A 13,902-nucleotide genomic window follows, 5' to 3' on the forward strand; every position below is an offset into this window, starting at 1 on the left:
GGTCGGGCGGTCAGGCCACGGCCCGCGACCGCCCCGCATTGCGACCCGAGAAGATACAGCCGCCCAGGAACGAGCCTTCCAGCGCGTTGTAACCGTGATAACCGCCGCCGCCGAACCCGGCGACCTCTCCGGCGGCGAACAGGCCGGGGACGACCTGACCATCCGCACCGATCATCTGGCTGTCGAGATTGGTTTGCAGCCCGCCCAGCGTTTTGCGTGTCAGCACGTGCAGCTTCACCGCGATCAGCGGGCCGTTGGCCGGATCAAGGAATTTGTGCGGCTTGGCGGTGCGGATCAGCTTATCTCCCCGATAGTTGCGCGCGGCCAGAATGGCCGCCATCTGCGCGTCCTTGGTAAAGGGGTTGTCAACCTGACTATCCCGCGCTTCGATCTGGGCGCGCAGGTGAGATTCGTCGATCAGACCGCCGCCCAACTGGTTCATGCCACTGACCAGCTCGGTCAGGGTATTGGCGACGATGAAATCCTCACCGTGTTCCTTGAAGGCCTCAACCGGTGCGGTGGCTTTTGAACCCGTCAGGACGCGCTGGAACAGCACCTCGCGCCAGCCGCCATCGGTCATGTCGGGGTTCTGTTCCGAGCCGGACAGGGCGAATTCCTTCTTAATTACCTTCTGGGTCAGTACGAACCAGCTGTATTCATGACCGGTTCTCAGGATTTCGCGCAGCGTGCCCAGCGTGTCGAATCCCGGCATACAGGGCGGTTTCAGCCGATTGCCCCGCGCGTCGAACCACATCGAGCTGGGGCCGGGCAGAATGCGGATGCCATGCGAGGGCCAGATCGGGTTCCAGTTCCGCACACCTTCGGTGTAGTGCCACATCCGGTCGCCGTTGATCACGTAGCCACCAGCCTTTTCGCTGATGCCGATCATGCGACCGTCGACATGGAAGGGTACACCCGCCACCATATCCTCGGGCGGCTCGCCCAGCCGGTCGCGGGGCCAGTTCTTGCGCACCATCTCGAAATTGCCACCGATACCGCCCGAGGTGACGATGACCGAGGGCGCATAGACCTCGAACTCACCCACCTCATCGCGGTTGGTTTTTGCTCCGTGAGCGGCTGTATCATCGGCCAGAACCTCGCCCGACACACCCTTGGCGCCACCGTTCTGCATGATGATATGACTGACTTGGTGGCGGAACTTCAGTTCAATCAGCCCTGCGCGGACATGGTCCTGCACACGGCGGATGAAGTGTTTCAGAACGCCCGGCCCGGTGCCCCATGTGATGTGAAACCGCGGGACCGAGTTGCCGTGACCATCCGCATAAGATCCTCCGCGCTCGGCCCAGCCGACGATGGGGAACCAGCGCAGGCCCATCTCATGCAGCCAGGGGCGCATTTCTCCGGCGGCGAATTCCACATAGGCCTCGGCCCATTTGCGTGGCCAGGCGTCTTCGGCGCGGTCGAACTGGGCGCTGCCCATCCAGTCGCGTAAGGCCAGATCGTGGCTGTCTTTGATCCCCATCCGCCGCTGTTCCGGAGTGTCGACCATGAACAGCCCGCCAAGGCTCCAGAACGCCTGTCCGCCCAGAAAATGCTCGGGCTCCTGATCCAGCACGATCACCTTCTTGCCGCGATCCCCCAGTTCAGCCGCAGCGGCCAACCCAGCCAGCCCGGCGCCCACAACGATGGCATCAGCAGTATTGTTGGTCATGTCTTGTCCTTTCAGCGGCTGCGAAGCCAGGCGATATACGGCAGGGCCACGACGTACATCATGATACCGTAGACGGCCGAGGGCAGGGCCAGCGGACTGAACCCACTGTCGGTTCCCGTGATCAGCGCCGCCAGAGTGATCCCCAGTGTTGAGTTCTGGATGCCGGTTTCGATTGAGACCGTCTTACTTTCACTCCACGACAGTTTCGCGGCACGCGCCAGCCCCAACCCGATCGCAAGCAGAGCGATGTTCAAAGTGACCAGCCCAGCACCCATGATCCCAAGATTGTCGATGAACAACTGCCAGTTCCCGGCCAGCGCCGCGAGGACAATCAGGACAAACAGAACAGTCGCAGCTTTGGACAGCGGTGCGTCGATCCTTGCTGCGAAGGCGGGCGCGAAATGGCGAATACCGACGCCGATGGCCACGGGCAGTGTGGTGATCAGGAACATGGCGACCGCCAGACCGGTGATCGAGACCTCGGGCGCGTCTTCCCCCATGAAGTGAGTGATCGACCAAGCGGCCAAGACAGGTACGGTCATCATCGACAGCAGGCTGATCACGGCGGTCAGGCTGACCGACAGCGCAACATCCCCCTTGGCCAATTTAGTCAGGATATTGCTGGTCACACCGCCGGGGCAAAAGCTGAGCAGCATGAAGCCCACGGCAATCTCGGGCGGCAGGGCAAACAGCTTGACGGTGATGAACGCCGCAATCGGCAGCAACACCACCTGACTCAGCGCGCCGATGGCGAAAGGGTAACCCCGAGTCAGGACTCGGCGAAAATCGGCAATATGCAGCCCGATACCCAGAGACAGCATGATAATGGCCAGCGACAGCGGCAGGCCGACATTGATTAGCAGATCCAAGAACAACTCCTCCCAAAGCCGTTCCGGGCAGCCTATGCGAGGGACGAAGTTTCAGGCAACCGCGCCGTTGGGTCACGCATAGCGCTGGGCAAAACGGCGCAGGATTTCGCCGGGCTGGGTAACGTCGGCCGCGTGGCAGATATCGATCAGGCGCTGTGCGTCGTCGGGCGGGAAATAGCCGTGGTGCTTGTAGATGTTGATGCGTTCTTCGAAATCCTGCGCGTTGGCCTCGGGGTGGAACTGCGTGGCATAGACGTTCTGGCCCCAGCGGATCATCTGAAACGGGCAAGGGTCCGAGGTCACAAGGTGAACGCACCCGGCGGGCAGGGTCTGCACGGCCTCTTTGTGGCCAACAAAAGCGTCGAATGTCTGGTCCAGCCCAGCGGTCAACGGGTCGCGCGCGCCGTCCTCGGTCAGTTGGCAGGTCGAGGGGCCGACGGGTTCTCCGTACTGGTCCTTGCTGACGTCTCCGTCAAGATGTGCTGCCAGAATGCCCAGACCGTAACAACAGCCCATAAACGGGTGATCCTTCGCGGTGATCTGCGGCATCAGACCCATGATGGCGGCTTCGATGCGGGCATCCATCGGGGACTTTCTAGCCGGATCGTCACTGACGCAACCGGGGCCGCCACCGACGATAACTCCGGCATATGCGGTGACGTCTAGCCCTGCGGGCAGGTCCTCGCAATCCAGACGGATGCGGTGGGTCTGGTCCGGCAACAAGCCGGTTTTGTCCAGGATCGAGGCGTATTCGGCGTCCGACGCCTCGGTCTCAGGGCGCAGTTGCAGGATCAGAAATCGTTTCATGCAGTGCCTTTACCCGTCAAAGCGGCCAAAAGACAAGAATGGCAGGAATGGAAACTGCAACGACGAGGATTTCCAGCGGCAGCCCCATGCGCCAATAGTCGCCAAAACGATAACCGCCGGGCCCCAGAACAAGGGTATTGTTCTTGTGCCCGATGGGCGTGAGGAACGCAGCCGAGGCCGCAACGGCGACCGTCATCAGGAACGGGTCGGGTGAGACCTCAAGTGTGCGTGCCATCTGAATACCGACCGGGGCGGCGACGATGGCGGTGGCGGTGTTGTTCAGCACATCCGACAGGGTCATGGTGACAATCATCAGCACCGTCAGAATGGCCCAGGCGGGCAGGCCGTCGGTCAGTTGCACCAGCGCATTGGCGATCAGTTCGGTACCGCCCGAGGTCTCTAACGCGCTGCCCAATGGGATCATTGATCCCAGAAGCACAACGACCGGCCATTCGATATGGTTATAGAGATCGGCGATTGGCATGATCTTGGTCAGGACATAGGCTACCACGACGAGCCCCAAAGCAATCGGCAGGTAGATCAGCCCGACGCTGGCAGCCAGGACAGCGGCGGCGAATAGACCGATGGCCAGCCACGCCTTGTCGTTGGCGGTGACGTTGAGCCCGCGCTCGGCCAGCGGCAGGCAGCCCAGCCACTCGGTCACGTCGGCGCTGCGGTCGCGCGGGCAGAGAAGAAGAAGGATATCACCGGCCTCAACCTCGGTCTTGCGGACCTGTTCGGTGATGCGACGGCCTTGGCGTGAGATGCCCATCAGCACAGTGCTTTGACGCCATGCCAGGCCCAGTCCCTGCGCGGTGCGTCCAGTGATACGGGCGCTTTCGGGGGCGACGATCTCAATCACCTCCAGCCCATCCCCCTCGGCGGTCAGCAATTCCTGACGGCGCGTGTCCGAAAAGTCGAGGTTCAGCGCGGCGCGGAATTCATCCAGCGCCTCGGGCCGAGCTTCCAAAACCAGCGCGTCGCCCTGTTTCAGCGTCGCATGGGCGGATCGGCCATAACGCCGCTTGCCATCGCGGATCAGGCCGATGATGGCGACGTCGGATTTTTCGGCGGCCTCATAAAGCTCGCTGACCCGCTTGCCGATATGGGCCGACTCCGGCGGGATGGTCAGTTCGGCAATATACTCGGCCAGCGCCTCCGAAGTCTCCTTCTGCGGCCCTCGGTTCGGGATCAGCCGCCACCCGATCAGCGACACAAAGGCCAGCCCGGCTATTGCCGCTATTCCACCGACAGGGGCGAAGTCGAACATTTTGAACGGCTCGCCCAGTGTTTCCTGCCGGATTGAGGCGATAATGATGTTCGGAGGCGTACCGATCAACGTCGCCATGCCGCCCAGAATGGTAGCAAAGCTCAGCGGCATCAGGGTCAGGCCCACCGACCGTCCAGCCTTACGCGCGGTCTGGATATCCACCGGCATCAGCAGGGCCAGTGCGGCCACATTGTTCATGAAGGCCGACAAGACGGCGCCTATCCCACCCATCAGCGCGATATGCGCACCGAGGCCCCGCGAGGCATCGACCAGTGTGCGGGTGATCAGGAACACTGCGCCGGAACGAACCAACCCGGCCGAGACCACAAGTACCAAGGCTACGATTATGGTCGCTGGATGGCCAAACCCGGCAAAGGCATTGTCGACGGGTACAACACCAAGCACGACACCAATCAACAGCGCGGAAAAGGCTACGAGATCATAACGGAAGCGCCCCCAAAGAAGCATTCCAAATACAGTTGCGAAAAGGGCAAAAAGAATAATCTGGTCTGTCGTCATGCCGTCACCATACCCACAAGGCGGTCTTGAACAAGCCGCTCTCTTGATCCCATGCCCTGCAAACGTCTATATGAGCGCCGAATACGCAATCACTATCACGAGGACGCAACATGGCAGGCCATTCCAAATGGGCCAATATCCAGCACCGCAAGGGGCGTCAGGACGCCGCGCGGTCCAAGCTGTTTTCCAAACTGTCGAAAGAGATCACAGTCGCTGCCAAGATGGGCGACCCCGATCCAGACAAGAACCCGCGCCTGCGTCTGGCCGTTAAGGAAGCCAAGTCGAACTCGGTCCCCAAGGACGTGATCGACCGCGCGATCAAAAAATCGGTTGCAGGCGAAGGTGACGAATACGAAGAAATTCGGTACGAGGGCTATGGCCCCAATGGCGTCGCTGTCATCGTCGAGACGATGACCGACAACCGCAACCGAACTGCCTCGACCGTGCGTTCGACCTTTTCCAAGAACGGCGGCAACCTGGGTGAGACCGGCTCAGTCGGGTTCATGTTCGAACGCAAGGGTGAGGTGGTTTACCCTGCATCAGTGGGTGATGCCGACACCGTGTTCGAAGCTGCCATCGAGGCGGGTGCCGAAGACGTCGAAAGCTCGGAGGAAGGTCACATCATCTGGTGCGCCGATACCGACCTGAATGACGTTTCGAACGCGTTGGAAGCCGCGCTGGGCGAGACCGAGTCGACCAAGTTGGTTTGGAAACCTACCACCACGACCGAGTTGGGTCTGGACGACATGCAAAAGCTGATGAAGCTGGTCGATGCGTTGGAAGACGACGATGACGTGCAGCGCGTTACGACCAACTTCGAAGCCACGGACGAGGTCATGGCGCAACTCTGACCTGCGCCAGATAGCATTCTTGGAAAATCCGGCCGTTGGCCGGGTTTTTCTTTTGTAGCTCATGTGGTTCTTGGCCGGTGGCTTGTATCCCTATAGGCTTGCAGCCAGGCAGTTCTCTTCGCAGCGTAGATGACCCAAGTGAGCGCATGACGGACACCGCACCCAAACGAAACATTCCGGTTCTGGCCGGGCAAAGCATCCTGTCTCAGGTCGCTTGGACACTTGGCAGTCCCTCGGTGGTTCTGCCGTTTCTGGCCGTGTCGCTGGAACTGCCAATGTTCATTGCCGGGGCGCTGGTGTCGGTCCGAATGGTCGGCAGCATGATCTCGGATGTGTTTCTGGCGCAGCCGATTGCAGCCCGGCAAAAGAAGAAACGCGGGATTGCCCTGACCGAAATTGCCATCGGTGCCTGCCTTGTCATGGCGGTGCTGGTCGCGTCGACCGGGGTGGTTCCAGCCATCGGAATGGCCTTCGTCGCGGCGTTTTTTTTGATTGGTCTGATCGAAGAGATTCAGTCGTTGATGTATACCGACCTGCTCGGCGACCACGTACATTCCAAGTCGCGGATGGTCTTGCACTACCTGCAGCTTGGTTTTGGCGGATTGGGGGCCATCGGATTGGTGTTGCTGGTGCATGAGATCACCAAGGAAAACCCGCCCTTTTCACGCCACTCTGCGGTAATTGCCGTCTCGGTCACGTTCTTCGTTCTGTCGGGCCTGTGCATTCTGGCCATGTCCGAGATAGGCAAGGACACACCGATTAACGCCGACGCGCCGCCAGTGCGGAAACGGAAATTCTCTGAGAACTTCACCGATATTAGGGCTATGTTCGATCAGGCTTGGTTCCGCCACTACATGGTCATGCGCATACCTTTGGTGGTGGTGTCCCTGTCGGTGCCGTTCTTCGCCCTGATCGCGGCCGAGGCGCATCACGCGTCAGCCAAAGGTTTGACGGCCATGATCATCTCATCCGCGTCGGGGTATCTGGTCTCGGCCCCTTTGTGGCAGTTGGTGAACATGAAGTCGCACCGGGCTGTGATGGTGGTGGGCAACCTGATGGTGGCCGTTACCGGGGGCGCATTGTTGGCGGTGCATTTTCTGGGGGTCGATCATGCGGTGCATCTTCATGCGGTGGCGTTGTTCATCGTGACGGTGGCTGTGACAGGCGTCAGCGGGGCCAGAAAGCTGTATTTTTTGGATGTGGCCCCCAAGGATCAGCGCGTCAAAGGGGCCGCTGCGATCAAAAGCATCTGTCGGATCACGGCGGTCATCCTGTCGGCCGCATTGGCCGCCGTCGCTCATATGCACGAAGTTGCCTGGGCGGTTTTCTTCATTGTTCTCGTCAGCTTGTTTGCCGCTATTACCTGTTACCGGGTGGTTTTACCCAACGTGAAAGAGTCTGAGCCGGCCTGACACGCCCAATCAGGGCTGAGTGGGCAGGAGTGCCTGCGTCGCAACCCGTCTGACTGCATCACTCAGCGGAGCCAACGCAGCGGAAAGAATGCGGCCCACTTGCCATGTCAGAGGCACGTCAAGGGGCGCATCAGGCAACAATGGAACCAATCGCCCGTCATCCAAGGCTTGCTGCGCCAGTCCGATCGGGTTCATGCCCCAACCCATCCCGGCCATCGCTGCGCCCACGAAGCCCTGCGGTGAGGGTAGGAAATGCGAGGGCGGTTTAATGTCTTGGCCGGTCTGTTCGGTGATCCATGATTTCTGCAGGCTGTCCTTGCGATTGAAGGTCAGGCAAGGTGCCCGGGCCAGCGTGCGCGCGTTCACCCCATCGGCGAACCACTTGCGCATGTAGCCAGGGCTCGCGGTTGCAATGTAACGCAGCGCCCCCAAATCAGAGGTGTCGCAGCCTGCAACCATTTGACTGCCCACCGTGATGGCGGCACTGACCTCTCCGCGCCGCAGCCATTCCGCGGAATGGTCCTGATCGTCGACCACCAGATCGAACAGTAATCCATCAACCTGCGCCATTGCATCGATGAACCATGTCGCCAATACGTCAGCGGGTACGGCCACGCGTACACGTGCCGGACCAGTCGCCTGATCCAAGGTCAGTTCCCGGGCCAGTTTTGCCTCAAGAAGACCGATATCGTCGGCATGTTGGGCGATACGCAACCCCGCCGGAGTGCCAGTGCAAGGCGTGCCGCGATGGATCAGGGCGGCACCCACGCGATCCTCCAACGCCTTGATCCGTTGTGAAATGGCCGAGGGCGTCACGGCCAGCTCGGCAGCGGCGGCTTCAAAGCTGCCATGGCGCAGGATGGAAGACAGCGCCGACAGGTGATTGGGATCAAGCAACATTAGTCAAGCTTAACTGAGATCAACATCTTTAATTTGATAGAGGGCAGCAATACCCGTAGTCAATGCCTCGGAACCACAGGAGGTCACATGTCTACATCCCTGATCGCAGGCTTTGCTTTGGGCTTCAGCCTTATTCTCGCCATCGGTGCGCAGAACGCCTTTGTGCTGCGTCAGGGGCTGCGGCGCGAGCACGTGCTGCCCCTGTGCCTGACCTGTGCGGTGTCGGACGCCCTCCTGATCGCAGCAGGTGTCGCGGGGTTCGGCGCGCTGACGGCGGCAGCGCCCTGGTTCGAAACGGTGATGCGGTACGGTGGGGCGATCTTTTTGACCTGGTACGGTCTGCGCAGCCTGCAATCAGCCTGGCGTGGGGGCGCGGTGATGGACGTGGCCGAGGGACAGCGCGCCAGCCTGAAGTCGGTGCTGCTGACGGTTCTGGCATTCACCTGGCTGAACCCGCATGTCTATCTGGATACGGTTGTTCTGATTGGGTCGATCTCGGCCCAGTATGACGACCGGATGGCTTTTGCGTTGGGCGCGATGTCGTCCAGCTTCGTATTCTTCTTTTCGCTCGGCTACGGCGCTGGCATCCTGTCCCCGGTCTTTGCCAGGCCGCGCGCCTGGCAGGTTCTGGACGTGGTGATCGGCGTTGTCATGCTGGGGATTGCTCTCAAACTCGTTGCTATGTGATGGGTTGCCCCGGTCGGGGTTTCGGTGTTCAACCGTTAACATGACAACTCATGCACCCGCATATCGCCCCCTGGTGGGCATGTTCTGGATGTTTGCTGCCGGGGTGTCCTTTGTTGTCATGACCGCGCTGGTCAAGTCGCTGGGTTCGAAGATGGACCCGATTCAGGCGGCGTTTCTTCGATTCGTTTTTGGCCTGATCTTTCTGCTGCCAGCCCTGAAGCTTGTTCTGACAACACATCTGACACGCCAACACTTGACCCTGTTCGGTGTGCGCGGGATCGTGCATGCTGTGGCTGTGATGCTGTGGTTTTTCTCGATGACGCAAATCCCCTTGGCCGAGGTCACGGCGATGAACTACATGACCCCCGTCTATGTGACATTGGGCGCGGCGTTATTTTTGGGAGAGAAACTGGCCTTTCGCCGGATAGCGGCGATCTGTTTTGCAGTTGTTGGCGTCCTCATCATTCTGCGTCCCGGATTCCGCGAAGTTTCCGCAGGCCAACTGACCATGCTGGGTACGTCTCTGGCACTCGGCGGTTCTTACCTGATTGCAAAGGCGCTTGTACGTGATCTTCCGCCTTCAGTTGTTGTCGCACATATGTCGATCTGGGTGACGATTGCCCTGATCCCGTTTGCGGTGGCCGTCTGGACACCGCCCAGCCTGCGCGATCTGGGCGTGCTGTTTCTGGTCGCCAGCTTTGCCACGGCAGGCCACTATTTCATGACAATTGCGCTGAAAGCGGCACCCGTGGCGGTTACGCAGCCGGTAACCTTCCTGCAACTGATCTGGGCCACGCTGTTGGGTGCGCTTGTCTTTCATGAAAGCATCGACATCTGGGTTGTCGCGGGCGGCTCACTGATCCTGACCGCCGTCAGCTTCATCGCCTGGCGCGAGACGGTTTTGAACCGCAGTAACCTGACCACCCCCAGTATTGCGCCCAAGCTGTAGCGACATTCAGCGCGTCAAAATGGTTATTAATTGACGAGTCAATAAAAACCCCGTAGCGTTTTCTCCACTTAACGTTGGGAGAGGACAGCTATGCCGAAACTCGGAATGGAGCCAATCCGTCGCGACGCGATCGTTCGCGCGACAATTGCCGAGCTTGGGTCGAAGAAGTCCCTTGACGTGACCGTCAGCCAGATCGCCAAACGGGCAGGGATGTCCAGCGCCCTGGCGCATCACTATTTTGGCGGCAAGGATCAGATTTTTCTGGCCGCAATGCGACGCATCCTGTCTGATTTTGGCGCCGAGTCTCGCGGCGAGCTGAAAAAAGCCGCGCCGAAGGAACGGGCGCAGGCCATCATCCGCGCTTCCTTTGCGCCATCCTGCTTTACGCCTGATGTTATCGCCGCGTGGATGACGTTTTACGTTCTGGCTCAGACAAACGACGACGCCCTGCGTCTATGGCAGATTTATCAGTCGCGTATCCGATCCAATCTAATTCACGCCCTACGCCCATTGATGAAAGACCCGATCGAAGCGGCTGAGAATATGATCGCTCTGATCGACGGGCTGTATATTCGCGCCGCGCTTAGCGCCCCCGAAGATCCCCAACTGGCCGTGAAACACGCGATGCGTGTTCTCAACACTCTGCTCGAGGCTGAAAAATGACAAAACCTAACATTCTGATCCTCATGGTGGATCAGCTCAACGGAACCCTCTTTCCCGACGGTCCCGCGGACTGGCTGCATGCTCCGAACCTGAAGAAACTGGCCGAGAGATCGACACGGTTTGCCAACACCTACACGGCCTCGCCGTTATGTGCGCCGGGGCGGGCCAGCTTCATGTCCGGCCAGTTGCCGTCACGCACCGGCGTTTATGACAACGCCGCTGAGTTCAACAGCGACATCCCCACCTATGCGCACCACCTGCGCCGCGCGGGCTATTACACCTGCCTGTCGGGCAAGATGCATTTCGTCGGCCCTGATCAGCTACACGGCTTCGAAGACCGCCTGACCACCGACATCTACCCCGCCGATTTCGGCTGGACACCGGACTATCGCAAGCCGGGTGAGCGCATCGACTGGTGGTACCACAATATGGGCTCGGTGACTGGTGCGGGTGTGGCCGAAATCTCGAACCAGATGGAGTACGACGACGAGGTTGCCTATAACGCCAAGGCCAAGCTCTATGATCTGGCGCGAGGCAATGATGACCGCCCGTGGTGTGTGACCGTCAGCTTTACCCATCCGCACGACCCCTACGTGGCACGCCGGAAATACTGGGACCTGTATGAGGATTGCGAACACCTGCTGCCCGAGGTTTCGGACCTTGGCTATGACAACCAGGACCCGCATTCCAAGCGTATCTTCGATGCCAACGACTGGCGCAGCTTTGATATCACCGAGGAAGATATCCGCAAATCCCGCCGTGCGTATTTCGCGAACATCTCGTATCTGGACGACAAGATCGGCGAGATTCTCGAGGTGTTGGAAACCACGCGGCAAGAAGCGATCATCCTCTTCGTTTCGGATCACGGCGATATGCTGGGCGAACGCGGCCTGTGGTTCAAGATGACCTTCTTCGAGGGCTCGTCGCGCGTGCCGCTGATGATCTCGGCACCGGGTATGCCTGCGGGGCGCATCGACACGCCGGTTTCGACGATCGACGTGACACCTACTTTGGGCGCGCTGGCAGGCGTGGACATGGCCGAGATTGCGCCGTGGACTGATGGTGAAGACCTCGTGCCTTTGGCGCAAGGTGGTGAGCGAAACGCGCCGGTAGCGATGGAATACGCAGCCGAGGCATCCTACGCCCCGCTGGTCTCGTTGCGCTATGACAAGTGGAAGTACAACCGTTGTGCGCTGGATCCCGATCAGTTGTTTGATCTTGAGGTCGACCCGCAAGAACGGGTGAACCTCGCCGAAGATCCCGCCCATGCCGGAACCTTGGAATCGCTGCGTGCGAAATCCGAGGCCCGCTGGGATCTGGATCAGTTCGACGCCGAAATACGCGCCAGCCAGGCTCGTCGCTGGGTCGTGTACGAAGCGCTGCGGCAGGGTGGTTACTATCCGTGGGACTACCAGCCGCTGCAGAAAGCGTCCGAACGCTACATGCGCAATCATATGGATCTGAACACCGTCGAGGAAAGCCAGCGCTTCCCGCGCGGCGAATAACCTCTTCGTTATTGAGAAACACTCCTGCCGAACAGTTCCAAACGTGGTTCGGCGGGCTATGGAGACCTGAATATGGAAGCAGATTTCGTCATCGTTGGCGCAGGGTCCGCAGGCTGCGCGATGGCTTACCGCCTGAGCGAGGCCGGGGCCTCGGTTCTGGTGATCGAACATGGCGGCACCGACGCCGGGCCGTTCATCCAGATGCCCGCTGCGCTGAGCTATCCGATGAACATGGCGCGGTATGACTGGGGCTATGAGTCCGAGCCCGAGCCGCATCTGAACAACCGCCGTCTGGCCTGCCCACGCGGCAAGGTGATCGGTGGGTCGTCCTCGATCAACGGTATGGTCTATGTGCGCGGCCACGCGCGCGACTTTGATACCTGGTCTGAAATGGGCGCGGATGGCTGGTCTTACGCGGATGTGCTTCCGTACTACAAGCGCATGGAGACCTGGCATGATGGCGGCCATGGCGGAGACCCCGAATGGCGCGGTAAAGACGGCCCGCTGCACGTATCGCGCGGCCCGCGTGAGAACCCTCTGTTTAAGGCGTTTGTCGATGCTGGCCAGCAGGCGGGGTATGAGGTCACAGGCGACTATAACGGTGAAAAGCAAGAAGGCTTTGGCCCGATGGAGCAGACCGTCTGGAAAGGGCGGCGCTGGTCGGCGGCAAATGCCTATCTAAAGCCCGCCCTCAAGCGTGACAATTGCGAAGTGGTGCGCGGCTTGGCGTCTCGGGTCGTGATAGAGGGTGGCCGTGCGACAGGCGTTGAGTTGATCCGTGGCGGCAAAAAGGAAGTCATCCGTGCCCGGCGCGAGGTGGTTTTGGCTGCGTCCTCGATCAACTCACCCAAGTTGCTTATGTTGTCGGGGATCGGTCCGGCTTCTCATCTGGTCGAGCGCGGAATCGACGTTGTGGCCGACCGTCCGGGTGTGGGCGCAAACCTGCAGGACCATCTGGAGCTTTACATCCAGCAGGCCTCGCTACAGCCGATCACGCTGTACAAGCACTGGAACTTGGTCAGCAAGGGCCTGATCGGGGCGCAGTGGCTGTTCACCAAGACCGGTCTTGGTGCGTCGAACCAGTTCGAAAGCGCAGCCTTCATCCGTTCGAACCCGGGTGTCGAGTATCCGGACATCCAGTATCACTTCCTGCCCATCGCTGTGCGTTACGACGGCCAGGCCGCGGCGGAAGGGCACGGGTTCCAGGCGCATGTTGGGCCGATGCGCTCGCCGTCACGCGGGGCTGTCACGCTGCGTTCGGACAAGCCAGAGGACGCACCGGTGATCCGGTTCAACTACATGAGCCACGAGCAAGATTGGGAAGATTTCCGTAAGTGTATCCGTCTGACCCGCGAGATTTTCGGGCAGGATGCGTTCAAACCCTATGCTGGAAAGGAAATCCAACCGGGAGCGGACGTGCAGAGCGATGAAGAGCTGAACGGGTTCATCGCCGAACATGCCGAAAGCGCCTATCACCCCTGCGGCACCTGCCGTATGGGGCGGGCCGATGACAAGAACGCAGTTGTTGATCCAGAGGGTCGTGTGATTGGAGTAGACGGGCTGCGGGTCGCCGATAGCTCGATCTTTCCGCAGATCACCAACGGCAATCTCAACGCGCCATCGATCATGGTGGGCGAGAAGATGTCGGATCACCTGCTGGGTAAAGAAGCCTTGCCAAGGGCCAATGACCGCCCGTGGATTCACCCGGCGTGGGCGACTGCGCAGCGGTGATTTGATCCGCGTCAAAGCGGGGGGTGGGAAACATGTCTAGACCTGAATCGCAACGACATAGTTTAGG

Annotated in this window: 12 protein-coding genes; 7 read left to right on the plus strand and 5 right to left on the minus strand. The window is 60.0% G+C overall.

Annotated elements, in window-relative coordinates:
• Positions 1-10: 10 nt before the first annotated feature.
• The 4 genes from AC2FEE_RS02325 to AC2FEE_RS02340 form a co-directional block, all read right to left on the minus strand.
• Positions 11-1,672 carry an FAD-binding dehydrogenase gene (locus tag AC2FEE_RS02325; RefSeq protein WP_496862791.1) on the minus strand — a complete coding sequence of 554 codons (1,662 nt, stop codon included), beginning with the start codon at positions 1,670-1,672 and terminating at the stop codon, positions 11-13.
• Between the two features lie 11 nt (positions 1,673-1,683).
• Positions 1,684-2,541, minus strand: a complete 858-nt coding sequence (locus AC2FEE_RS02330; protein ID WP_496862793.1) for a bile acid:sodium symporter family protein — start codon at positions 2,539-2,541, stop codon at positions 1,684-1,686.
• Positions 2,542-2,613: 72 nt separating this feature from the next.
• Positions 2,614-3,348: a glutamine amidotransferase gene (locus tag AC2FEE_RS02335; protein WP_496862795.1), complete on the minus strand. Its 735-nt coding sequence runs from the start codon at positions 3,346-3,348 to the stop codon at positions 2,614-2,616.
• Between the two features lie 16 nt (positions 3,349-3,364).
• Positions 3,365-5,137, minus strand: coding sequence for an SLC13 family permease (locus AC2FEE_RS02340; protein ID WP_496862797.1), 1,773 nt, complete (start codon positions 5,135-5,137; stop codon positions 3,365-3,367).
• 110 nt (positions 5,138-5,247) lie between these two features.
• Here AC2FEE_RS02340 and AC2FEE_RS02345 point away from each other — a divergent pair, with 110 nt between their 5' ends.
• The gene (locus AC2FEE_RS02345) at positions 5,248-5,988 is read left to right on the plus strand and encodes a YebC/PmpR family DNA-binding transcriptional regulator (RefSeq protein WP_480590034.1); all 741 of its coding nucleotides are present in this window, start codon (positions 5,248-5,250) and stop codon (positions 5,986-5,988) included.
• A gap of 146 nt (positions 5,989-6,134) precedes the next feature.
• The gene (locus AC2FEE_RS02350; RefSeq protein WP_496862799.1) at positions 6,135-7,400 is read left to right on the plus strand and encodes an MFS transporter; all 1,266 of its coding nucleotides are present in this window, start codon (positions 6,135-6,137) and stop codon (positions 7,398-7,400) included.
• 9 nt (positions 7,401-7,409) lie between these two features.
• On the opposite strand, the gene AC2FEE_RS02355 is transcribed toward AC2FEE_RS02350, so the two are convergent.
• Positions 7,410-8,300, minus strand: coding sequence for a LysR family transcriptional regulator ArgP (locus tag AC2FEE_RS02355; RefSeq protein ID WP_496862801.1), 891 nt, complete (start codon positions 8,298-8,300; stop codon positions 7,410-7,412).
• Positions 8,301-8,387: 87 nt separating this feature from the next.
• Here AC2FEE_RS02355 and lysE point away from each other — a divergent pair, with 87 nt between their 5' ends.
• The 5 genes from lysE (at position 8,388) to betA (ending at position 13,835) form a co-directional block, all read left to right on the plus strand.
• On the plus strand, positions 8,388-8,987 hold the full coding sequence (gene lysE / locus AC2FEE_RS02360) for an L-lysine exporter (RefSeq protein ID WP_496862803.1): 600 nt from the start codon (positions 8,388-8,390) through the stop codon (positions 8,985-8,987).
• A gap of 40 nt (positions 8,988-9,027) precedes the next feature.
• Positions 9,028-9,936 (plus strand): DMT family transporter, encoded by a 909-nt coding sequence (locus tag AC2FEE_RS02365; RefSeq protein ID WP_496862805.1) that lies wholly within the window; start codon positions 9,028-9,030, stop codon positions 9,934-9,936.
• 90 nt (positions 9,937-10,026) lie between these two features.
• Entirely contained in the window at positions 10,027-10,599 is a 573-nt protein-coding gene (betI, locus tag AC2FEE_RS02370) for a choline-binding transcriptional repressor BetI (RefSeq protein ID WP_496862807.1), read from the plus strand.
• Positions 10,596-12,104, plus strand: coding sequence for a choline-sulfatase (gene betC, locus AC2FEE_RS02375; RefSeq protein WP_496862809.1), 1,509 nt, complete (start codon positions 10,596-10,598; stop codon positions 12,102-12,104). Before betI ends, betC begins: the two co-directional genes overlap by 4 nt.
• Positions 12,105-12,176: 72 nt before the next feature.
• A complete protein-coding gene (gene betA / locus AC2FEE_RS02380) occupies positions 12,177-13,835 on the plus strand; it encodes a choline dehydrogenase (protein WP_496862811.1) in 1,659 nt (552 codons plus the stop codon).
• The last annotated feature ends 67 nt before the right edge of the window (positions 13,836-13,902 follow it).

Source organism: Ruegeria sp. YTSC199 (assembly GCF_059609725.1).

What these genes read in the sequence shown, in the direction of transcription:
- AC2FEE_RS02345 (WP_480590034.1), top strand. Translation starts at nt 5,248, where the DNA reads ATGGCAGGCCATTCCAAATGGGCCAATATCCAGCACCGCAAGGGGCGT.
- betA (WP_496862811.1), top strand. Translation starts at nt 12,177, where the DNA reads ATGGAAGCAGATTTCGTCATCGTTGGCGCAGGGTCCGCAGGCTGCGCG.
- AC2FEE_RS02325 (WP_496862791.1), bottom strand. Translation starts at nt 1,672, where the DNA reads ATGACCAACAATACTGCTGATGCCATCGTTGTGGGCGCCGGGCTGGCT.
- betI (WP_496862807.1), top strand. Translation starts at nt 10,027, where the DNA reads ATGCCGAAACTCGGAATGGAGCCAATCCGTCGCGACGCGATCGTTCGC.
- AC2FEE_RS02335 (WP_496862795.1), bottom strand. Translation starts at nt 3,348, where the DNA reads ATGAAACGATTTCTGATCCTGCAACTGCGCCCTGAGACCGAGGCGTCG.
- lysE (WP_496862803.1), top strand. Translation starts at nt 8,388, where the DNA reads ATGTCTACATCCCTGATCGCAGGCTTTGCTTTGGGCTTCAGCCTTATT.
- betC (WP_496862809.1), top strand. Translation starts at nt 10,596, where the DNA reads ATGACAAAACCTAACATTCTGATCCTCATGGTGGATCAGCTCAACGGA.
- AC2FEE_RS02365 (WP_496862805.1), top strand. Translation starts at nt 9,028, where the DNA reads ATGACAACTCATGCACCCGCATATCGCCCCCTGGTGGGCATGTTCTGG.
- AC2FEE_RS02340 (WP_496862797.1), bottom strand. Translation starts at nt 5,137, where the DNA reads ATGACGACAGACCAGATTATTCTTTTTGCCCTTTTCGCAACTGTATTT.
- AC2FEE_RS02355 (WP_496862801.1), bottom strand. Translation starts at nt 8,300, where the DNA reads ATGTTGCTTGATCCCAATCACCTGTCGGCGCTGTCTTCCATCCTGCGC.
- AC2FEE_RS02350 (WP_496862799.1), top strand. Translation starts at nt 6,135, where the DNA reads ATGACGGACACCGCACCCAAACGAAACATTCCGGTTCTGGCCGGGCAA.